Source organism: Bradyrhizobium sp. LB8.2 (assembly GCF_040548035.1).
Lineage (GTDB): Bacteria > Pseudomonadota > Alphaproteobacteria > Rhizobiales > Xanthobacteraceae > Bradyrhizobium.
The window spans coordinates 60214-80359 of record NZ_JBEPQV010000001.1; the positions used below are offsets into that span (position 1 = coordinate 60214).

The 20146-nt window shown below is 64.5% G+C and carries 18 protein-coding genes; 7 read left to right on the forward strand and 11 right to left on the reverse strand.

Annotated elements, in window-relative coordinates; translation table 11 throughout:
• Window positions 1-51 precede the first annotated feature (51 nt).
• Together trhA and ABIB06_RS00285 are read left to right on the forward strand one after the other, a co-directional pair.
• Window positions 52-747 (forward strand): PAQR family membrane homeostasis protein TrhA, encoded by a 696-nt coding sequence (gene trhA, locus ABIB06_RS00280; protein ID WP_247348766.1) that lies wholly within the window; start codon window positions 52-54, stop codon window positions 745-747.
• Between the two features lie 55 nt (window positions 748-802).
• On the forward strand, window positions 803-1597 hold the full coding sequence (locus ABIB06_RS00285) for an SDR family oxidoreductase (RefSeq protein ID WP_247441602.1): 795 nt from the start codon (window positions 803-805) through the stop codon (window positions 1595-1597).
• 10 nt (window positions 1598-1607) lie between these two features.
• On the opposite strand, the gene mdlC is transcribed toward ABIB06_RS00285, so the two are convergent.
• The 4 genes from mdlC to ABIB06_RS00305 form a co-directional block, all read right to left on the reverse strand.
• Window positions 1608-3230, reverse strand: a complete 1623-nt coding sequence (gene mdlC / locus ABIB06_RS00290; RefSeq protein ID WP_354047609.1) for a benzoylformate decarboxylase — start codon at window positions 3228-3230, stop codon at window positions 1608-1610.
• Between the two features lie 133 nt (window positions 3231-3363).
• The gene (locus ABIB06_RS00295) at window positions 3364-4215 is read right to left on the reverse strand and encodes an HTD2 family dehydratase (RefSeq protein WP_354047607.1); all 852 of its coding nucleotides are present in this window, start codon (window positions 4213-4215) and stop codon (window positions 3364-3366) included.
• A 15-nt stretch (window positions 4216-4230) separates the two neighbouring features.
• Complete coding sequence (locus ABIB06_RS00300; protein ID WP_354047606.1) at window positions 4231-5334, reverse strand: CaiB/BaiF CoA transferase family protein; 1104 nt, start codon at window positions 5332-5334, stop codon at window positions 4231-4233.
• Window positions 5335-5343: 9 nt separating this feature from the next.
• Window positions 5344-6513, reverse strand: a complete 1170-nt coding sequence (locus tag ABIB06_RS00305) for an acyl-CoA dehydrogenase family protein (protein ID WP_354047604.1) — start codon at window positions 6511-6513, stop codon at window positions 5344-5346.
• Window positions 6514-6638: 125 nt separating this feature from the next.
• On the opposite strand from ABIB06_RS00305, the gene ABIB06_RS00310 reads away from it, so the two are divergent.
• The gene (locus tag ABIB06_RS00310) at window positions 6639-7559 is read left to right on the forward strand and encodes a LysR substrate-binding domain-containing protein (protein ID WP_247348776.1); all 921 of its coding nucleotides are present in this window, start codon (window positions 6639-6641) and stop codon (window positions 7557-7559) included.
• Between the two features lie 242 nt (window positions 7560-7801).
• On the opposite strand, the gene ABIB06_RS00315 is transcribed toward ABIB06_RS00310, so the two are convergent.
• Both ABIB06_RS00315 and ABIB06_RS00320 read right to left on the reverse strand, forming a co-directional pair.
• Window positions 7802-9076, reverse strand: coding sequence for a cytochrome P450 (locus ABIB06_RS00315; protein ID WP_354047601.1), 1275 nt, complete (start codon window positions 9074-9076; stop codon window positions 7802-7804).
• 31 nt (window positions 9077-9107) lie between these two features.
• Window positions 9108-10373: a cytochrome P450 gene (locus ABIB06_RS00320; protein WP_247441615.1), complete on the reverse strand. Its 1266-nt coding sequence runs from the start codon at window positions 10371-10373 to the stop codon at window positions 9108-9110.
• Window positions 10374-10677: 304 nt separating this feature from the next.
• Between ABIB06_RS00320 and ABIB06_RS00325 the strand changes: the two genes are divergently transcribed.
• Together ABIB06_RS00325 and ABIB06_RS00330 are read left to right on the forward strand one after the other, a co-directional pair.
• Window positions 10678-11823, forward strand: a complete 1146-nt coding sequence (locus tag ABIB06_RS00325) for a YjgN family protein (protein WP_502916533.1) — start codon at window positions 10678-10680, stop codon at window positions 11821-11823.
• Between the two features lie 3 nt (window positions 11824-11826).
• Complete coding sequence (locus tag ABIB06_RS00330) at window positions 11827-12936, forward strand: M48 family metallopeptidase (protein WP_354047597.1); 1110 nt, start codon at window positions 11827-11829, stop codon at window positions 12934-12936.
• Between the two features lie 8 nt (window positions 12937-12944).
• Here ABIB06_RS00330 and upp read toward each other — a convergent pair whose 3' ends face one another.
• The 4 genes from upp to ABIB06_RS00350 form a co-directional block, all read right to left on the reverse strand.
• Complete coding sequence (gene upp, locus ABIB06_RS00335; RefSeq protein WP_247348786.1) at window positions 12945-13574, reverse strand: uracil phosphoribosyltransferase; 630 nt, start codon at window positions 13572-13574, stop codon at window positions 12945-12947.
• 99 nt (window positions 13575-13673) lie between these two features.
• Complete coding sequence (locus ABIB06_RS00340; protein WP_354047595.1) at window positions 13674-14912, reverse strand: URC4/urg3 family protein; 1239 nt, start codon at window positions 14910-14912, stop codon at window positions 13674-13676.
• A gap of 7 nt (window positions 14913-14919) precedes the next feature.
• Window positions 14920-16176: a GTP cyclohydrolase II gene (locus ABIB06_RS00345; protein WP_247348788.1), complete on the reverse strand. Its 1257-nt coding sequence runs from the start codon at window positions 16174-16176 to the stop codon at window positions 14920-14922.
• A 281-nt stretch (window positions 16177-16457) separates the two neighbouring features.
• Window positions 16458-17093 (reverse strand): VOC family protein, encoded by a 636-nt coding sequence (locus ABIB06_RS00350; protein WP_354047592.1) that lies wholly within the window; start codon window positions 17091-17093, stop codon window positions 16458-16460.
• A gap of 110 nt (window positions 17094-17203) precedes the next feature.
• Between ABIB06_RS00350 and ABIB06_RS00355 the strand changes: the two genes are divergently transcribed.
• Entirely contained in the window at window positions 17204-18331 is a 1128-nt protein-coding gene (locus ABIB06_RS00355) for a threonine synthase (protein WP_354047591.1), read from the forward strand.
• Window positions 18332-18418: 87 nt separating this feature from the next.
• Window positions 18419-19225, forward strand: coding sequence for a class I SAM-dependent methyltransferase (locus tag ABIB06_RS00360; protein ID WP_354047589.1), 807 nt, complete (start codon window positions 18419-18421; stop codon window positions 19223-19225).
• 34 nt (window positions 19226-19259) lie between these two features.
• Here the strand turns inward: ABIB06_RS00360 and ABIB06_RS00365 are convergent, their stop codons facing one another.
• On the reverse strand, window positions 19260-20075 hold the full coding sequence (locus ABIB06_RS00365; RefSeq protein ID WP_354047587.1) for a DUF2927 domain-containing protein: 816 nt from the start codon (window positions 20073-20075) through the stop codon (window positions 19260-19262).
• Between the last annotated feature and the right edge of the window lie 71 nt (window positions 20076-20146).

Below are 20146 nucleotides of genomic sequence, written 5' to 3' on the forward strand. Positions count from 1 at the left end.
CGATCCCGAAACACCCATACAAGAGCGTATTGTCTCGCCTTGCGGATTGCCATGACCGTCTTCCAGTTGAAACAGCTCGCATCCACCTCCGTCCATGCCGCCGCCGACGCGATCGGCCGGAATTTTGATCGCGCCGAACTGATTGCCGATGGCGTCGTCCACGCGATCGGCGTGCTCTGCGGCATCATCGCCGCGACCGTGCTGGTGGTGCTGACGGTGCTCTATGCCGACGCGACCGACATCGTGGGGGTCTCGATCTACGTCGCCGGCCTGCTCTCGATGCTGGTGTTTTCGGCGTCCTATAATCTCTGGCCGGTCTCGCCGGCAAAATGGCTGCTGCGGCGGTTCGACCATTCCGCGATCTATCTCCTGATCGCCGCGACCTACACGCCGTTCATCCTGGAGGTGAAGGACAGCGGGTTCGCGCTGGTGCTGCTCGCCGGCGTCTGGTGCGTGGCGATGCTCGGCATCGTGCTGAAACTTCTCTACCCCGGCCGGTTCGACCGCGTGGCGGTCGGCATCTACCTCGCCATGGGCTGGAGCGGCGTGATGCTCTACGATTCCGTGGTCAAGGCGCTGCCTGCGCTGGTGCTGAGCTTCATCCTGGCGGGCGGCCTGCTCTACAGTTTTGGCGTGATCTTCCATACCTGGCGGCGGCTGCGCTTCCAGAATGCGATCTGGCACGGCTTTGTCTTGGCCGGGGCGGCGTGCCATTATACCGCGGTGCTCGACCTCGTGTTGAGCTGAGCAAGATCCGCGAAGCGGAATAAGCGAAGCGGTATAAGACAAGAGGAGACGTCGCATGCAGGTGACCGGCAAGGTCGTGGTCGTCACGGGCGGCGCCAACGGCATCGGCAAGGCGCTGTGCGAGGCGTTTCACAAGGCTGGTGCGGCCAAGGTCGTCGTCGCCGACATGGACGCCGCCAACGCGAGGGCGGTCGCTGCCACAATGAATGGCGCGGCCTTCAAATGCGACGTCGCGCAGGAAAAGGATATTTCCCACGTCATCGAGGAGACCGAGCGGCAGTTCGGCCCGATCGAATTGTTCTGCTCCAATGCCGGGATCGGCGGCGGTTTCGATCCGACGTCGGAAAATGCCGGCGGCGCGTCAGACGAGCCGTGGCAGCGAAGCTGGGCTATCCACGTCATGGCGCATGTCTATGCGGCGCGGCATCTGATCCCCCGCATGAAGGCGCGCGGCGGCGGCTATTTCCTCAACACGATCTCGGCCGCAGGCCTGCTGTCGCAGGTCGGCAGTCCCGCTTACTCCACCACCAAGCATGCGGCGGTCGGCTTTGCCGAAAACCTCGCGATCTCGCACAAGGCCCACAACATCCGCGTCTCGATCCTCTGCCCGCAGGGCGTCGACACCAACATGCTGCGCGCGATCCCCAAGGGCCCGCAATCCGGCGACGGCGATCTCACTCCGGAGCAGGTCGCGAAGGACGTGCTCGCCGGCCTCGATCAGGAGACCTTTTTGATCCTGCCGCACCCGCAGGTGCTCGGCTACATGCGCAAGAAGACCGAGAATTACGACCGCTGGATCGGCGGCATGGCGAAGATCCAGGCGAAGATGCGGGACGAGTTCGGGACGTAGGTCTCGTCGGCTAATGCTTCTGCCCGTACAGCACCGGCACCGCCGAATCCACGACCACCTCCACAAGGCTCGTCCCCGCAAACGCCAGCCCGCGCTTCAGCGCCTCGCCAAGCTCCGCCGCCTTGCTCACCCGCACTGCATGGCAACCCATGCCTTCGGCGAGCCGCACGAAATCGATCCCCGGCAGCTCGAGCCCCGGTACGTTCCTCACCTGCATCACCTGGCTGAACGAACGCATCGCGCCGTAGCCGGAATTGTTGATGACGACGATCGTGAGCGGCAGCTTGCGTTGCGCGGCGGTCCACAGCGCCTGGATCGAGTACATCGCCGAGCCGTCGCCGATCAGGCACACCGTGCGTTGCTTCGGCTTGCCGAGCGCCATGCCGACCGCGGCGGGCAGGGAGTGGCCGAGGCCGCCGCTTGCCATGGTGTAAAAGCTGTCCTGGCCGCGCATCGGCATGAATTTTTGCATCGCCGGCCGGTGCGAGGGCGCTTCCTCGACCAGTGACGCGCCTTCCGGCATCGCCTGCGACAACGAATGCAGCAGAAATTCGACCGGCAGCGGATCGGCAGCCTGTGGCGCCGGCGGCAGCGTGCGGCCCGTCGGCATGGCGCGTTTGCTCTCCGGCAACAGGTCGAGCAACGCGCTCAGCGCCGGCTTCATCGTCGCGATGATGCTGGTGCCGACCGGCGTCACCGCCGCGGCATCCGGGTCATCGGTGATCTGGAAAATCGCCGCACCGCCGTCGAAGATCGCGGCGTGGCCTTCGACGTGGAAGGTGAACACCGGCGCGCCGATGACGACAATGAGATCGTGCTCGCGCAGCGCGTCGGAGAGTTGCGCCGGCGACGCATGCAGGAAACCTGCGAACTGCGGATGCCGCTCGGGGAACGAGCAGCGCGCCGAGAACGGGCTGACCCACACGCTGGCCTTGGCTTTCTCGGCGACGCGCACCATCAGGTCGACGGCGCCGGCGCGGTCGACGCCGGGGCCGACGACGAGGGCCGGGTGCTTGGCCGAGGCCAGTGCTGCGACCAGCGCCTTCATTGCATCAGGCTCGGGGCCGATCTCGCGGCTGACCTTGCGCGCTTCGACGGCAGCTGCCGCATGGGCCCAGTCGTCGACCGGGATCGACACGAAGGTCGGCCCGCATGGCGGCTGCATCGCTGTGTAATAAGCGCGCGCGATCGCCGCCGGCACGTCCTCGGGCCGCGCCGGCTCGACGCTGTACTTTACGTAAGGCCGCGGAAATTCGGACGCGCGCTCCGCAAACAGGAACGCCTGCAAGGGAAGGATCGAACGCGCCTGCTGGCCCGCGGTGATCACCAGCGGCGTCTGGTTGCGATGCGCGGTGTAGATGTTGCCGAGCGCGTTGCCGACGCCGGCCGCCGAATGAAGATTGACGAAGCCGGCATTGCGTGTCGCCTGCGCGTAACCGTCGGCCATGCCGACGGCGCTCGCTTCTTGCAGCGCCAGCACGTAGTCGATGTCATCGGGCCAGTCGCTCAGGAACGGCAGCTCGGTCGAGCCGGGATTGCCGAAGACTTTCTTAATGCCAAAGGATCGCAGCAGGTCGAGCGTGGCCTGCTTGACGGTGACGGATTTGTTGCCGGTCTTGCCGTTCTTGGACATTGGTTTCCGTCCCCTGTTATTTATCGACGCTCCCAGCCCCACCGTCATTGCGAGGAGCCCTTGCGACGAAGCAATCCAGACTATCTCCGCGGACAGATTCTGGATTGCTTCGCTGCGCTCGCAATGACGAGGATTACCACACCGCCGTGCCCTTCATGGTCGGCTGTCCCTCCGCGTTCGCGGTCCACAGCTCCATGCCGGCCTCGGTCTCGTTGGCGTTGATGGAAAACTCGCTGCCTTCGAACAGCGGCTGCACGCCGCGATAGGTGAACTTCTTCGGCGCCTTGCCGCCGCGCAGCTTCGCCGCCATCTCGATGATGAACGTTGCCTGCAACGGTCCGTGGAAGATCAGGCCCGGATAGCCCTCGACCGCAGTGACGTAATCGCGGTCGTAATGGATGCGGTGGCCGTTGAAGGTCAGTGCAGAATAACGAAACAGCAGCACGGGATCCGACACATAGGTCTCGCGATGCTGCGCCTGCGGCGGCGGGGGCGGGGCCTTTGTAATCGTGGCCTGCGTGGTTGTCATCTCGCGATAGACGATGTCCTGGCGCTCGCGGATGGTGACGCCGCGCGGCGAGGAGATGTTGTGCTCGACCGAGACGAAGCACAGCGTGCCGGTCGATCCTGTCTTTACCTGCACATCGGCGATGCGCGAGGTCCGCGTCGATTCATCACCGACGCGCAGGGGCTGCAAAAATTCGATCTCGCCGCCGGCCCACATCCGGCGCGGCAGCGGCACCGGCGGCAGGAAGCCGCCGCGGGTGGGGTGGCCGTCGGGGCCGAGCATCGACATCGGAAACACCGGCTGGGCCAGGCACCAATGCACCGTGAACGGCGCCGCATCGCCAGCCTTGGGCGCGCCGACCTCCTGGAACAGCGTCGCGCGCAAACCCTTGACGAGCTGCGAGGTGACGGTGTCGGTCGCTTCTTCGCTGCGGCCGATCCATTGCCTGAGATGATCGATGTCGAGCTTCCCGGTCATGACGCCTCGCTCTGGTTATTTCCTGGATTGGGGATTTTCGCCGATGCCGGGCACCGCGCCATAGGCGCGCGTCTCGCCGACAATGATCGGCGCCGGCGCGGGATAGCTGACACGTCCCTGCGGCGTGTCGACCTCGATGCGGCGCAGATGCGGATGGTTGGTGAGGTCGGCCATGGTGTTGACCTCGGCAAAGGCGATATCGGCATCGGACAGCCGCTTCAACAGCTCATCGCGCGTCATCTTGCCGAAGGCATCCGCGACCGCCTGGTCGGTGAAGTCGCGGTTGCGCACGCGCTCGACCATATTGGCGACGCGGGGATCGGAGGACAAATCCGGCTGGTCCAGCACTTTTGCGCAAAGCGTCTTCCACTCGCGCTCGCTCTGGATCGAGATCAGAATGTCCTTGCCGTCGCTGGAGGTGAATACGCCGTAGGGTGCGATCGAGGGATGACGCAGGCCCATGCGCTTCGGTGGATTGCCGGCTTCGGAGTTGAGCAGCGGCACGGTGCACCAGTCCGCCATCACGTCGAACATGGAGATACGGATGTCGGCGCCCTTGCCGGTGCGCCCGCGCTCGATCAGCGCTTCCAAAATCGCCGCATGCGCCGTGGCACCAGTCGCAACGTCGACAATCGACATGCCGACGCGCGAGGCGCCGTCGGGATTGCCCGTGATCGAAGCCAGTCCGCTCTCGGCCTGGATCAAGAGATCATAGGCCTTGCGGTGCGCGTAGGGGCCCTCGTCGCCATAGCCGGTGATCGTGCACGAGATCAGTTTTGGATAATCCTTCAACAGCCGCTCGCGCGAAAAGCCGAGCTTGTCCATCGAGCCCGGCTTGAGGTTCTGGATCAGCACGTCGGCGCTCGCGATCAGCCTCTCGAGCTCAGCGCAGCCTTCCTTGGTGGCGAGATCGACCACCGCCGATTGCTTGCCGCGGTTGAGCCACACAAAGTAGCTGCTCTGCCCCTTGGCCGCCGCGTCATAGCCGCGGGCGAAATCGCCTTCCGGCCGCTCGATCTTGATGACTTCCGCGCCGGCGTCCGCCAGGCGCGACGAGCAGAACGGCGCTGCCACGGCCTGCTCGACCGCAATCACCCTGATCCCGTCAAGAGCTCCCATGATGCGGCCTCAATACGAGCGGGGCATGCCGAGCACGTGCTCGGCGATGAAGGACAGCACGAGGTTGGTCGAGATCGGGGCGACCTGGTAGAGCCGCGTCTCGCGGAACTTGCGCTCGACGTCGTACTCCTCGGCGAAGCCGAAGCCGCCATGGGTCTGGACGCAGGCATTCGCCGCTTCCCAGGACGCATCGGCCGCCAGCATCTTCGCCATGTTGGCTTCAGCGCCGCAGTCGAGCCCGGCTTCGTATTTGCGCGTCGCTTCCTTCACCATCAATTCGGCGGCGCGCATCGCGGCGTAGGCCTTGGCGATCGGAAACTGGACACCTTGATTTTGGCCGATCGGCCGGCCGAAAACGCTGCGCTCCTTGGCGTAGTTGGTGGCCTTGGCGATGAACCATTTGGCGTCGCCGACGCATTCGGCCGCAATCAAAATGCGTTCGGCATTCATGCCGGAGAGGATGTAGCGAAAGCCCTTGCCTTCCTCGCCGATCAGATTTTCCGCCGGCACCTTCATGTCGGTGAAGAACACTTCGGTGGTGGCATGGTTCATCATGGTGCGGATCGGACGGATCTCGAGACCCTTGTCCTTGGCTTCGCGCATGTCGACGATGAACACGGAAAGGCCGTCGGTGCGCTTCTTGACCTGGTCCTTCGGCGTGGTGCGCGCCAGCAGGAGCATCAGGTCGGAATGCTCGGCGCGGCTGGTCCAGATTTTCTGGCCGTTGACGATGTAGCCGGCATTGCCATCCTTGCGCGCAAAAGTCTTCAGCGAGCTGGTGTCGGTGCCGCTGGTCGGCTCGGTGACGCCGAACGCCTGCAGCCGCAGTTCGCCGCTTGCGACCTTCGGCAGGTATTTTGCCTTCTGCTCGTCATTGCCGTGCCGAAGCACGGTGCCCATTGTGTACATCTGGGCATGACAGCCGCCGCCGTTGCAGCCCGCGCGCTGGATTTCTTCGAGGATTGCGGCGGCCGCAGAAAGCTTGAGCCCTGCGCCGCCATATTCCTCGGGGATCAGCACCGAGAGATAACCGGCCTCGGTCAGCGCATCGACGAACGCCTTGGGGTAGGCCATCTCACGGTCGAGCTTGCGCCAGTATTCGCCGGGAAACTGCGCGCAGAGCTTTGCGACGGCTTCGCGGATGTCGGCATGATCTTCGCTGTGGTGTTCTTCACTCATGGCGTTTTCCGTTGGGTGCGGCAGTTAAGATAACGCCGGCCGATCCTCTGGCGTTGTGAAAACAATGCCAGCCCCCTATGCTCATTTGCTATAGCGTATGGAGTAGCCTTCCAGGATTGGCAAGCATGGATTTCCGTCAGCTCAGGACCTTCAGTTGCGTGGCGGAGCTCGGCAGCCTCTCCAAGGCGTCCGACACGTTGCGCGTGGCGCAGCCGGCGCTCAGCCGGCAGATCAAGCTGCTGGAACACGAGCTGCGCATCGAATTGTTCACTCGCAACGGCCGCGGCATGGTGCTCACGGACGCCGGCCGCCTGTTGCTGGCGCGCACCTCCGGCATCGTGCGGCAGATCGACCAGATCCGCGACGACATCCAGTCGTCCAAGGGGCCGCCTTCCGGCCAGGTCGTGCTCGGCCTGGTTCCGACCGTGAGCTGCGTGCTGTCGGCGCGCTTCGCGCGGCGCTGCGTCGAAAAGTTTCCCGGCATTTCGCTGCGCATCGTCGAGAGCTACAGCGGTCATCTGGTCGAATGGCTGCATCGCGGCGAGATGGATCTCGCCATCCTCTACGGCCGCTCCGCCGATCTGCATCTCAACGTCGAAAGCCTCGGCCGCGACAACATCGTTGCGGTCGGGCCGCGCGGTTGTGGTCTCGCGCGCAAGAAGAGCGTCGATGTCGGCTGGCTGCTGCGGCAACGCCTGGTGCTGCCCAGTCATTCCCACGGCCTCCGCGCGCTGATCGAGCACGCGGCCGCCCAGCGCAAGATCAAGCTCAACATCCAGCTCGAGGCGGATTCGTTCCGCGTGCTCACGAGTCTCGTCGAAGAAGGCCTCGGCTTCGCGCTGCTGCCGCCCTCGTCGGTCCACGGCGAGGTCGCGGACGGGCGGCTGGAAACCGCTGTCGTCTCGAAGCCGATGACGCGCGAGCTCATATTCGCCTCTCCGATCGACCGTCCGGTTTCGACGGCCTCGCTCGCCGTCACCGCCCTCCTGCGCGAGGAGGTCGCCGCCTGCCGCAAGGACGGCGTGTGGGACATCAAGTTGAGCTAGATGCTTTCAGTGCGGTTTAGGACAGAAGGCCGTGTGCGACCCATCGCATGTTGTGCGAGCTGTCATGCCGGAATTTTATATCCGCGCGAAAGGTGTTCATCCTCATCCTGAGGAGCGCGCTCTTGCGCGCGTCTCGAAGGAGGCAGGCCCCGCTCTCGGCCTCGCCCTTCGAGACGCCCGCTTCGCAGGCTCCTCAGGGTGAGGGGATAGAGTTGAACGCGCCGCAATGACGGCGTAGCCGCCTACCCCGGAATCCTCACCGGCAGCGACTCGTATCCCTTGATGAAGCTCGAATAGATCCGCTTGGGTTCGCCGACCACCTCGATGCGGTCGAAGCGCTTCAGCATCTCCTCCCAGACGATCTTGAGCTGCAGCTCGGCCAGGCGCATGCCGACGCAGCGGTGGATGCCGAAGCCGAAGGAGAGGTGGGTGCGCGGCCGCGGGCGGTCGATGACGAAATCGTTCGGCATCTCGAACATCTCCTCGTCACGGTTGCCCGAGACGTACCACATCACGACGCGGTCGCCTTTCTTGATGTGCTTGCTGCCGATCTCGGTATCCTCAAGCGCGGTGCGCCGCATATGTGCGAGCGGGGTCTGCCAGCGGATCACCTCGGGCACCATGGAATCGATCAGCGCCGGATTCTGCCGCAGCATGTCGTACTGGTCCGGGTTCTCGTTCAGCGCCAGCACCGATCCGGTCATGGTATTGCGGGTGGTGTCGTTGCCGCCGACGATGAGCAGGATGATATTGCCCATGAGGTTGTCGGGGTCCATGAAGCGCGTGGCGTCGTTGTGTGCCATCAGCGACAACAAATCGTTGCGCGGCGCGGAGTTGACGCGCTCGTTCCACAGCTTGGACATGTAGGCATAGCATTCGTCCATCTCGCGGCGGCGCTCATCGGCGGAGGCCACGATGCCGCTCTTGGGCAGCGCGGTCGCGACATCCGACCAGCGCGTCAGCTTGCGCCGTTCTTCCCAGGGGAAGTCGAACAGGGTGGCCAGCATCTGCGTCGTCAGCTCGATCGAGACGCGCTCGACGAAATTGAAGGTTTCGTTGCGCGGCAGGTTGTCGAGCACGGTCTGCGCGCGCTGGCGGATCAATTTTGCCAGTTCGTCCAGATGCGTCGGCGTGAACATCGGCGACACCGTCTTGCGCTGCGACGAATGCCGCGGCTGGTCCATCGCGATGAAGCTGGGCCAATCATAACCCTCAGGCACGTCGCGGATTCCGATGCCGCCGAGCGTCGAATCGGAAGAGAACAGGCTGTGGTTGGTGTCGACATGCATGATGTCGTTGTACTTCACCACCGACCAATACGGGTCGATCGGCGCATTGGTGCAGTAGTGCACCGGCTCTTCCTGGCGCAGCCGTTCGAACCACGGCCACAGGGTGTCGTCCTGGAACAGCCTGGGCGCGCCGGGATGGAACTGCGCCAGCGGCGTCGCATAGGCCTCCTCGCGGGCCCTGCGCATGCGTTCGGCCTTGTCCACGTTAACCGGCGCTTGGATGTTCATGGTCGTGGCTCCAGTTGGTTCTTCCTTCGCCTCACGCCGTAATCTTCACCGGCAGCGTCTCGAGTCCCTTCACGAAACTCGAATAGACCCGCTTGGGTTCGCCGACGACGTCGATATGGTCGAATCGCTTGAGGATCTCTTCCCAGATAATCTTGAGCTGGAGTTCGGCAAGCCGCAAGCCGACGCAGCGGTGGATGCCGAAGCCGAACGAGAGATGGGTGCGCGGACGGGCGCGGTCGATGATGAACTCGTAGGGCTTTTCGATCGCGTCGGCGTCGCGGTTGCCCGAGACGTACCACATCACGACCTTGTCACCTTTCTTGATCTGCTTGCCCCGGAACTCGAAGTCCGCAAGCGCGGTGCGGCGCATATGAGCCAGCGGCGTCTGCCAGCGGATCACTTCCGGCACGAAGCTGTCCAGCAGTGCGGGGTTTTCGCGCAGCTTGCGATATTGCTCCGGATGCTGGCTCAGCGCGTGGAGCGAGCCCGACATGGTGTTGCGAGTGGTGTCGTTGCCGCCGACGATCAAAAGGACGAGATTGCCGAGGAAGTTTTTCGCGTCCATGTCGCGCGTCGCGGCACCATGCGCCATCATCGACAGGAGGTCGCTCTTCGGCGGCTGTGCGATGCGCTCCTTCCAGAGCCGCGCGAAATAGCCCGCGCATTCGGTCAGCTCCGCCTGACGCTCGTCCTCGGTGGCGACGAGGCCGTCGGGTCCGGGAATGGTGGTCGCGATGTCGGACCAGCGCGTCAGCTTGCGGCGGTCCTCCCAGGGGAAGTCGAACAGCACGGCGAGCATCTGCGTGGTGAGCTCGATCGAGACATGGTCCACCCAGTCGAACACCTCGCCGCGCGGCAGATTGTCCAGGCACTCGGCCGAGCGCTCGCGGATGCTCAGCGCCAGATTGTCCAGATGCGTCGGCGTGAACATCGGCGCCACGGTCTTGCGCTGCGCCGCGTGGCGCGGCGGGTCCATCGAGATGAAGCTCTCGCGGCGCAGTTCCGGATCGATGTCGCGGATGGTGATGCCGCCGAGCGAGGAGGCCGAGGAGAAGACCGAATGATTGGTCTCGATCTCCATGATGTCGTTGTAGCGCGTCACCGACCAATACGGCCCGAACATCGAGTCCTTGCAGTAGTGCACGGGATCTTCGCGGCGCAGGCGATCGAAATAGGGCCAGAACGTATCGGTCCTGAACAACTCAGGATCGCCCGGGTCGAATTGCTCCAGCGGCAGTGACGTCGCACGCTCGCGCAATGCGTCGAGCTTTGCCGCGCTCTCGATGGTCCCGTGCATGACCGTTCTCCCTGGCGTGAACCGCGCGTTCTCGTTGAGTTCTGCGCTGCGGTATTTGATTTGCAATTACAGCCGGTTGTCTGCGTCGGAGCAAGTGAGAGTTTTGCCACATCCAACCTTCACGAGAGCGACCGTCACGCCGCCACGCGAACGTGATCTCGCGCACTCCGTCGGGCGGGGAATCGTGCAAGAAATCGGCTGGAATCGAGCCAAATCGAACCCGGCCATCTTGGGGATCGACTAATCTCTGATCTATAGTTTGATCGAACCAGGTCCGCATCCCGAGGTTGCTGCCGTGAACGATATGCAATGGGCCCCCATCGGCTCCGAACCCTTACCGCCGCCGCTGCCGCCCACGCGGGTCGATTTCACCGGCAACCGCACCGAGTTTCGCAAATTGGTCACCAAGGGTGCCCTGCTGGAGCTGGTCACCTTTGGTTTCTACCGGTTCTGGCTCGTCACCGACATCCGCCGCCATCTGTGGGCCAACACCGCGGTCGATGACGATGCCGCGGAATATACCGGCCGGGCTAAGGAGCTCCTCGTCGGCTTCCTGTTCGCGCTCGCGATCCTGGTGCCGATTTACCTCGCCTATTTCCTCGTCGGCATCGAGTTCGAGCGCTGGCAGGGTTTTGCCTCGACGCCGCTGTTCATCAGCTTCTATGCCTTCGGCCAGTTTGCGATTTTTCGCGCGCGCCGCTATCGGCTGACGCGCACGGTCTGGCGCGGCGTACGGTTCTGGATGGACGGATCTGGCTGGGCCTATTCGTTCCGCGCCATGTTGTGGGGCTTGCTGGTGTTCCTGACGCTTGGTCTCGCATTGCCGTGGCGCGAGGCGTCGCTCGAACGCTACAAGATGCGGCACACCCATTTCGGCGATTTGCGCGGCGAATTCGCAGGCGACGGCTGGACGTTCTTCAAGCGCGGCTGGTGGCTGTGGCTGCTCAGCCCGATCGCGCTGGTGATCTTCCCGCTCGCGCCGTTCTTCTATGCCGAGTTCAAGGCGCGCGAATGGCGCTGGTGGCTCGACGGCATCCGCATCGGTGGCGTTAGCCTGTCCTCGGATTTGCCGCACAACGCATTCTACGGCCTGTACTGGAAAGTGATCGGCTGGTGGACGCTGCTCTCCGCCATCTTCGGCGCCTATATCGGCGGAGCGACCATGCTCGTCGTCACGCTGAGCGGCCTTTCGGTCGAGCAGGCGTTGGGGCCCGGCAATGCCGCCAAGAGCATCCCGACGCTGGTGATGATGGTCGTCGGCTATTTCGCACTCGCCCTTGCCCTTAACATCGTCATGCGCGTCTATCTCCAGCGCGATCTCTGGGCCAAGGTGCTGGAAACCGCCGATGTGCACAACATCGCGGCCGCGGCGGATGTGCGTGGGAGCGGCGAGCTCGCCAGCGCACTCGGCGAAGGTTTTGCCGATGGACTCGATGTCGCGGGATTCTGAGCTGTGAGTGACGTATTCGCTGAGGCCCCGGCGCAGTCCGCAAAGCCGACTATCTTCTTCGACGGCGTGTCGAGCCGCAGGCGGCAGGTGACGCTGGTGCTCGGCGACGCGCTGGAGATCCTCGAAGAGGGCGGGACGCCCGTTGTCTGGCCCTATACCGACATCCGCCGCGCCGACAGCCCGGCCGGCATTTTGCGGCTCGCCAGCGCTTCCGCGCCGCCGCTGGCACGGCTGGAAATCCGCGACGCTTTGCTCGCGTCGGACGTGACCGCCCGCTGCGTACGGCTCGACGAGCACCAGACTTCGCGCCGCAGCGTCGCAAAAATCGTCGGCTGGTCGATGGCTGCCGCCGTCTCCATCGTCTGCGTCGTGCTGTTCGGCGTGCCGCTCGCTGCCGACCGCCTCGCGCCGCTGGTGCCGAAACCAATCGAGCGGCGCATCGGCGATGCGTCAGAGGTCCAGGTGAAGACCATCTTCGGCCGCAGCGTGTGCGAGGATGCGGCGGGGAAAGCGGCCTTCATCAAACTCGTCAATCGGCTGCGCGATGCCGCCGGCCTCGACGACGATTCCATGACGGCTGGCGTGCTGCCGACCCCGGTGCCGAACGCGTTCGCGCTGCCGGGCGGCAAGGTCTTCGTGTTGAAGGGCCTGCTCGACAAGGCCGAAAACCCCGACGAGATCGCCGGTATCCTCGCGCACGAGCTCGGTCATCTCAAGCACCACGACAACATGCGCGGCCTGATCTACAACGGCGGCACCTCGTTCCTGATCGGCCTGTTGTTCGGTGACGTCACCGGCTCGAGCGCCGTGATCTTCGCCTCGCGCAGCGTGGTCGAGGCTTCCTATTCGCGCGAGGCCGAGACCGCTGCGGATACGTTTGCCATCGAGATCATGCACAAGCTCGGCCGCTCGCCGAAGCCCGCGGCCGAACTGATGTTCCGCATCACCGGCAAGGAAGGCGGCGGCCTCACGTCGATCCTCGCGAGCCATCCGCTGACCGAGGACCGCCTCGCCCGCATGACGAAAGAAGACCGCCCCGCCAGCGGCCCGCCGCTTCTCACGGATACGGAGTGGCAGTCGCTGAAGTTGATTTGCGGCAGCGGGAAGATCTGAGCTTCGCCTTATCGCGTCCCATAGGCGCGGTCGCCAGCGTCGCCGAGGCCCGGCAGGATAAAGCCGTTCTCGTCGAGACCTTCATCCACCCCGGCCGTCCAGATCGGGACGTCCGGATGCAATCCGCGCAGCCGTTCCAGTCCCTCCGGCGCGGCGATCAGGCAGGCCAGCCGAATATCCTTGGCGCCACGCTCCTTCAGCCGGTCGATTGCGGCGACGGCCGTGTTGGCGGTCGCAACCACAGGCGTCACCACGATCGCGAGGCGTTCGCCGAGGTCGGACGGCGATTTGAAGAAGTATTCGACCGCTGCAAAACTGTGCGGCTCGCGGTAGAGCCCGATATGCGCGACGCGCGCGGTCGGCACCAAATCCATCATGCCGTCGACGAAAGTCGTGCCGGCGCGCAGCATGGGAACGAACACCAGCTTCTTGCCCGCGATCTTGGCCGAGTGCATCCGTGCCAGCGGCGTGTCGACCACGACGTCGGTGAGCGGCAGGTCGCGCGTCACCTCGTAGCACAGGAGCATGCCGATCTCCTTGATCAGCTCGCGGAATGACTTTGTCGAAATGGACTTGTCCCGCACCAGCGTCAGCTTGTGCTGCACCAGCGGATGATCGACGATCGTGACGCCTTCCATAGTGGATGCTCTTGCTTTTTCCCTTCTCCCCTTGTGGCAGAAGGTGGCGCGAAGCGCCGGATGAGAGGTCTGTTTCCGCGAATTCAAACGATCTGGTTATCAGAACACCGTGCCGTCGCTGATCACCTTGAGCGGCGGCGAACCGTCGGGCCGGCGGGAGAACGCGATGGCGCGGCCCGCGGCCCAGGTGCCGCCTTCCAGAATGCTGGCGAGCGGCAATGTATCGGGGGTGCGGCCGAGTTTTGCGCGAACCAGTTCGGCAAGCCGGTCGAGCAGCGCCACGGTCAGCGCGCGCCACTCCACGACGAGAGCTGAATCCACCGCATGCGCGCGCTCGGCGTCAGCCGCATCGCGCAGGCGCAGCACCTCGTGATCGACGAACAGGCCGCCATTGCGATATTCGGCAAGCCCGGTCAGGCCGTCGATGTCGGTGACATTGAATCCGGCGCGCTGGAGCGGCTCGATCAGCGAGTAGCTCAGCCATTGCGATAGCTTGTGCAAGGGCACAAGGCCCGCAGTCGCATCGTCCGTCTTGATTGCAGGATGGCGCCAGCAATCTCCGAGCGGAATTCCCGCAAGTTCCAGCCGCGAAGGCCAGATCGGTCCGAGCTGGTTCAGCACGGCGGACAGGATCGCGGCTGCGGGAAGCGCGCCGCCATTCGCCTGCGCCGCGATGTGATCGAACAGGCCGCCCGGCCGCGGTGTGTCGTGCGAGCCGAACACGTCCGCTCGCTCCGCCACCAGCTTGCCCAGACGCCGTAGCAGATCGGTGCGTCCTTCGAGCCCGAGCAGCGGATTGGCATCGCTCACCTGAAAGGCGGCTGTGAGCGCGGCGAGCGGCAGTTTTGCGAGCACGTCCGCATCGGTCCTGAACGGTACGCTGGCATCGCGGGAAAAGAGGCCGCTCGCGAACATGTCGAGGCTTGCGATCGCAAGCCCTTCGGATCGGCCAATGCCCTGTCCCGTCACGGCGTCGCGGTATCGCCACGCCGCACCCGCGCCGGCATCGAGCAGCACGCTGACGATGGCAAGGTCAAACTCCGCACGCGCTCGCGCCGCGCGATCGGGCCATGAGGCCGCGTCCGCAAGCCGCGCCCAGCGGTCGATGCCACCGAACACGAAATGCCGCCACCGCGCGTGGAACGGGATCTCAAGCGTCGGATAGGCTTTTCGCGTGACCGCGAGCACGGCCTCCGCAACGCCGTCCATGCGATCGAGATCGATCGTGAAATGCGTCAGCCCGCCGTTCAGGCCGATCTCGAGCATCTCGCCGGCACGCGCGCGAACCGCTGCTGCGCTGAGCAGCGAACGGGCCTGCAATTCCAAAGCGTCTGCCATCAATTGATCAGTATTTTTCCAGCGAACGCCCGACCACGTCGTCGACGTCCTTCGCCGGCGCGATGTCGTCCGAATAATAGCCGGCGGCCTTCTTCGCGGCGATCTCGACATAGGCGTCGGCCGGGATCAGCTCTGGTGGGATCGGCACGCGCTCGACGATGTCGATTCCCTGCGAGGTCAGCGCGTCGTGCTTCATGTCGCTCATCGACAAGAAGCGGTCGATGCGCTTCAGGCCGAGCCAGTGGATCGTGTCCGGCATCAATTGCTGGAAGCGCGCGTCCTGGACGCCGGCGACGCATTCGGTGCGCTCGAAATAGGCGGCGGCCGCATCGCCGTCCTCCTGGCGCTTGCGCGCATTGTAGACCAGGAATTTCGTGACCTCGCCGAGCGCGCGGCCTTCCTTGCGGTTGTAGATCACGAGCCCGAGCCCGCCCTCCTGGGCGCCGCGCGCGGATTCCTCGATGCCGTGGATGAGATAGGGACGGCAGGTGCAGATGTCGGAGCCGAACACGTCGGAGCCGTTGCACTCGTCATGGACGCGGCAGGTGATTTTGGTGCGATGGTCCGGCAGCTTGGTGACGTCGCCGAACATGTAGATGGTGGTGCCGCCGATCGGCGGCAGAAACACCTTCATGTCCGGCCGCGTCACCAATTCGGGGAACATGCCGGCGGTCTGCTCGAACAGCGTGCGCCGCAGCTCGGTCTCGTTGGTCGCAAAGCGTTCCGCAAGGCCGGGCAGATACCAGACCGGATCAATCGCGATCTTCACCACCGACACGCTGCCATTGGCGTGCACGACATCGCCGTCGGCGCGCAGGCGCTTGGCGGCGAGCGCCTCGCGGATCTCCGGCAGGTCCAGCCGCGCGCGCGTTACCGCGATGCTCGGTCGAATGTCGATGCCCTCGGCGATGTCCTTGCCGAAATTCTCGGCGACGAGATGCCCCCAAGGATCGAGCGCGACGATTTTTGCGGGATCGCTCCATTGCGGAAACGGCCCGATGGTCGCCGCGGGAAAGGTGTTGGTGAGATCGGGACGCCGGATAGGATCGAGCGCGCCGGCGGACACTGCGAGCGCCCGGTACATCGCATAGGAGCCGCCATGGCTGCCGATCACGTTGCGATCCCCTGCGCGCGACACCGTGCCGATGATCGGCCCGCGGGCGCGTGCGTCGGCGGCGCCCCAGTGGATCGGGAAGGCGGCCTTCCGGCCCGGCTCCGGATGAGAGGTCAGGCGGATGTGGTCGGTACGGTTCGCGCGGCTCATGACCAAACTCCCAAAAAGCCAACGGCCCGCCGCTCGGACGGGCCTGGCTCGGTCGCGTTGCCGGTGCGGAACACCAGCGGCGCAAGATCAATCCGACATATTGTAGCTGTGAGCTGCGACAGACAAGTTAATCGTGCCCGCGCAGGCTCGCCCTTGCCGATGCTGTTCATCCAGGTATTCGCGCGCTATGACCGGCGCGCGACGCCGGCACGGGCCACGGGCTTTGAGCTATATCTATGTAATTGTTTGTATTTTTAAAGGGCGGGCGCCCCGTGGTGCGCCTAAGCCAGTTGCCGCTCGCCCTTGGGCGTCCGGATCACCGCGCGAAACGACGGCTCGGCCTCATGGCTGAAGCGGATACGCGGATCGTCCAGAAAGCCCGTCAGCGACGACCGGATCGTGTCCGCCTCGGGGTGCCGTATCTCGAACGCAACCAGCGCGCAGCCGAGGTCGGGCATGCGCGAGGCCGGATGCGGCCCGGCCGGCCACTCGATCACGGTCGGAAACGCGCCATCGAACGGCATCGAGCCGTCGGGCGGGACGGAGATCAGCCATTCGAGATTGCCGCGCGTCACAGGGATCGCCGGCCGGGCGGCTTGCGGGATCTTCGCAAGCGCTGATGCGATATCGGACGTGCTCACGACCCAGGTCATCAGCCGTGGCGAGGATGCGAGCGCTGCATGCGTTCGCGCATCGTCCATCGCGAACCAGCGCGGCCGGGTCGGCGCCGGGGCCGACGGGTTCGGCGCGATGACTTCGAGGAACGCCGTCTCGCTCAGCCGCAGCAGATGATTATGCGTTCCCATCAGCGGATGCGCACCGCCCGCCGGCGGCGCTATGCCGAGCGCCTGCTCGACATAGGCAACGCCCTCGGCAAGGTCGTTGGCGGCGACGGTGATGTGGTCAAGACGAAGCATGGTCAACATCTTGCACAAATTGGCCGCGTCCACACCATCCAAACAGGTGACTGGATAAAACCGGCATATTCGGACATATCGACAGATCGGCTCTGTCCCCGGAGAACGCCATGCCTGCCGCCAGCTACGTCGACCCCCGCAACGCAAAGCTCTATCCGCTGGACCAGCCGCGCTGGTGCTCGGACGAACGCACGCCGCTGCTGGTGACACCGGGTGCGGGCATATCGCGCGAGGACATCGAGCCCCGCACCCGATCGCTCTGGCGCTACCGGGCGGCGTTGCCCGTCGAGATCGCAAAGCCGATCACGCTCGGCGAAGGCTGCACGCCGCTGGTGCAGCAGGATTGGGGCGACCTGCGCCCGTTCTTCAAGCTCGAATGGTTCAACCCGACCGGCAGCTTCAAGGACCGCGGCTCGGCGGTGATGCTGTCCTTCCTCCGCCAGATCGGTGTCGACGCCATTCTGGAGGATTCATCCGGCAATGGCGGCTCGTCGATGGCGGGGTTGGGTGCCGCCGGCGGCATGCGCGTGAAGATTTTGGCGCCGGCATCCACGTCGCCGGCCAAGATCGCGCAGGTGCGTGCCTATGGTGCGGCGGTGCAGCTCGTCGAGGGTCCGCGCGAGGAGTCCGAGGCGGAAGCCATTCGCCAGTCCAGCCAGACCTTTTACGCCAGCCACAATTGGCAGCCGTTCTTTCTCGAAGGCACCAAATCGCTCGCCTATGAGATCTGGGAAGATTTCGGCTTTCGCGCCCCCGACAACGTCGTTGTCCCCGTCGGCGCCGGCAGCTCGCTTCTCGGTTGCGCCTTCGGCTTCCGCGAGCTGCTGAGGGCAGGCCAGATCGCAAAGCTGCCGCGGCTGTTCGCGGCGCAGCCTCAAAATTGTTCGCCGATCGATGCGAGTTTTCAGGCGGGCGTTGACACGCCTGTCGCGCGCGAGGTGAACAAGACCATCGCCGAAGGCACCGCCATCAAGAATCCCTTGCGCCTGCGCGAGATCATCGGCGCCCTGCGCGAGAGCGGCGGCGGCACCGTTGCGCTCACGGAGGATGAGATCGTCGCCGCCCTGCGCCGCCTGGCACGGCAGGGCCTGTTCGGCGAGCCGACCAGCGCCAGTGCGGCCGCGGCCCTGGAAAAACTATCCGCCACAGGCGCCATCAAGGCGAACGAGACCACGGTCGCGGTGCTGACCGGCACCGGCCTGAAGGCCGCGACCACAGTTGCCGATCTCGTGCAGTAGGGCTGGCGCGACCGCCTTTGCGGTGCGTTGAACCTTTGGCATCCTTGGTTAGCCTCATGAAAACTGACGTCGAGAAGGGAGAGTTCCATGGCCGCGCAAGACCCGTTTGCTGGTTTCAAGGCAGTCCAGAAGGAGGCCTGGTCGCTGTTCACGCCAATGGAAGTGTTCACGACGCCCTCGGCGGCCAAGCTCGTGAGTTTCGCCGGGGTCGCTACCGGCCAAAGGCTGCTGGATGTCGGATGCGGCACCGGCGTTGCCGCGATCACGGCGGCGCGCCGCGGTGCAAAGGTCAGGGGCCTCGACCTGTCTCCGGTTCTGATCGAGCGCGCCCGCGAGCACGCGCAGCTGGCGAACCTCGATCTCGACTTCGCCGAAGGCGACGCCGAAAGCCTGCCCTACGGCGACAACGAGTTCGACGTGGTGCTCAGCCAGTTCGGCCACATGTTCGCGCCGCGCCCCGAGGTCACCATCGGCGAGATGCTGCGCGTGCTGAAGCCCGGCGGCACCATCGCCTTCTCCACCTGGCCGCCGCATCTCTATGTCGGACGGATGTTCGCGCTGATCGGCCGCCATCTGCCGCCGCCCGAGGGCGTGGCCTCACCGGTGTCGTGGGGTGATCCGAAGATCGTCGCCGAACGTCTCGCGGGGAAGGTGAAGGATATTTCGTTCGAGATGGACATCATGAATCCGTCCGCACTCAGCCCGCAGCATTTCCGCCGCACCATGGAAACGACGATCGGGCCTTTGATCAAGCTCGTGGCCCAGTACAAGGACGAGCCGGACAAGCTGCGAAGTTTGCGCAGCGAGTTCGAGGCGCTGATCTCCGAATATTTCGACGGAAGCAACAACGTGATGCGCCAGCAATTTCTGATGACGAAGGCGAGGAAAGTGTGACTGCTTTCTCTTCTCCCTTTGTGGGGAAGGCGCCTCACTCTTTCAGATCATTCACGCGCGTCACCCAAATGCGCACATCGGTGAGCACGTCGGGCAGCACCGCCTTGACCTCCTGTATGGTCATGCCGGCCTTGATGCGGGGATCATAGAGCAGATTGAGGATGTACTGGTCGTAGACGTCGAAATACCCCATCGAGACGTTGTCGTTGAACATGGTCCAGGGCACGCTCGCGGTGTCGTTGATCGGGCCGAGCGATTGCAGCAGCTCCTCATAGGCGCAGTCGAGGAAGGTGAAATCGCCGTTGTCGACGGTGAGGATGACGTCGGAATGCTCGATCTCGTAATTGTCGTTCTTGCGAAAGCCGGACAGGCATTGCGGATCGAGCGAGGTGCGGATCTCGCGGGCCTTCGCCGCGCCGTAGAAGCTCGAGATGGTGCGGAACAGATCGCTGTCGCGCACGAGCTTCACCCGCACATTCGCCGCCTCGCTGGTGTCGATCATGGCGATGTCGAGATGCTGCACGCGTTTGCCGATGTCAGCCACGACTTTTGTGAGCTGCGCCTTGCGGTCGGCGCGGTCGCTCTCGGCGAACACGCGCACCGGCCCGTCGAACTTGCGGATGCGATCGACACGGCCGGCAAGGTGGTATTCGGCGCCGAATGCCGTCTTCAGAAAGCCATCGACGATCTCGCCGTCGGTAAAGCTCTTCTTCTCGGCGCGCTGGCGCGAGGCGATCGCGGGCAATTCACCGGCGACGGCGATGGTAGCGGTGTCAGGGACGAACGCGACGGTGGCGAGCGCCAGCAGGGCGATGCGAAAGCCGGACGAAGACGGGGCCAATGCGCTCATTGCCGGGCGACGCTGCCGTATTCGCAAGCGACGCACAAGACCGCATATTCACGCGCTCGCGGTTTCGCGCG

Coding starts and splice junctions, on each gene's coding strand:
- trhA (WP_247348766.1), top strand. CDS start 52: ATGACCGTCTTCCAGTTGAAACAGCTCGCATCCACCTCCGTCCATGCC.
- ABIB06_RS00285 (WP_247441602.1), top strand. CDS start 803: ATGCAGGTGACCGGCAAGGTCGTGGTCGTCACGGGCGGCGCCAACGGC.
- mdlC (WP_354047609.1), bottom strand. CDS start 3,230: ATGTCCAAGAACGGCAAGACCGGCAACAAATCCGTCACCGTCAAGCAG.
- ABIB06_RS00295 (WP_354047607.1), bottom strand. CDS start 4,215: ATGACCGGGAAGCTCGACATCGATCATCTCAGGCAATGGATCGGCCGC.
- ABIB06_RS00300 (WP_354047606.1), bottom strand. CDS start 5,334: ATGGGAGCTCTTGACGGGATCAGGGTGATTGCGGTCGAGCAGGCCGTG.
- ABIB06_RS00305 (WP_354047604.1), bottom strand. CDS start 6,513: ATGAGTGAAGAACACCACAGCGAAGATCATGCCGACATCCGCGAAGCC.
- ABIB06_RS00310 (WP_247348776.1), top strand. CDS start 6,639: ATGGATTTCCGTCAGCTCAGGACCTTCAGTTGCGTGGCGGAGCTCGGC.
- ABIB06_RS00315 (WP_354047601.1), bottom strand. CDS start 9,076: ATGAACATCCAAGCGCCGGTTAACGTGGACAAGGCCGAACGCATGCGC.
- ABIB06_RS00320 (WP_247441615.1), bottom strand. CDS start 10,373: ATGCACGGGACCATCGAGAGCGCGGCAAAGCTCGACGCATTGCGCGAG.
- ABIB06_RS00325 (WP_502916533.1), top strand. CDS start 10,678: ATGCAATGGGCCCCCATCGGCTCCGAACCCTTACCGCCGCCGCTGCCG.
- upp (WP_247348786.1), bottom strand. CDS start 13,574: ATGGAAGGCGTCACGATCGTCGATCATCCGCTGGTGCAGCACAAGCTG.
- ABIB06_RS00340 (WP_354047595.1), bottom strand. CDS start 14,912: ATGGCAGACGCTTTGGAATTGCAGGCCCGTTCGCTGCTCAGCGCAGCA.
- ABIB06_RS00345 (WP_247348788.1), bottom strand. CDS start 16,176: ATGAGCCGCGCGAACCGTACCGACCACATCCGCCTGACCTCTCATCCG.
- ABIB06_RS00350 (WP_354047592.1), bottom strand. CDS start 17,093: ATGCTTCGTCTTGACCACATCACCGTCGCCGCCAACGACCTTGCCGAG.
- ABIB06_RS00355 (WP_354047591.1), top strand. CDS start 17,204: ATGCCTGCCGCCAGCTACGTCGACCCCCGCAACGCAAAGCTCTATCCG.
- ABIB06_RS00360 (WP_354047589.1), top strand. CDS start 18,419: ATGGCCGCGCAAGACCCGTTTGCTGGTTTCAAGGCAGTCCAGAAGGAG.
- ABIB06_RS00365 (WP_354047587.1), bottom strand. CDS start 20,075: ATGAGCGCATTGGCCCCGTCTTCGTCCGGCTTTCGCATCGCCCTGCTG.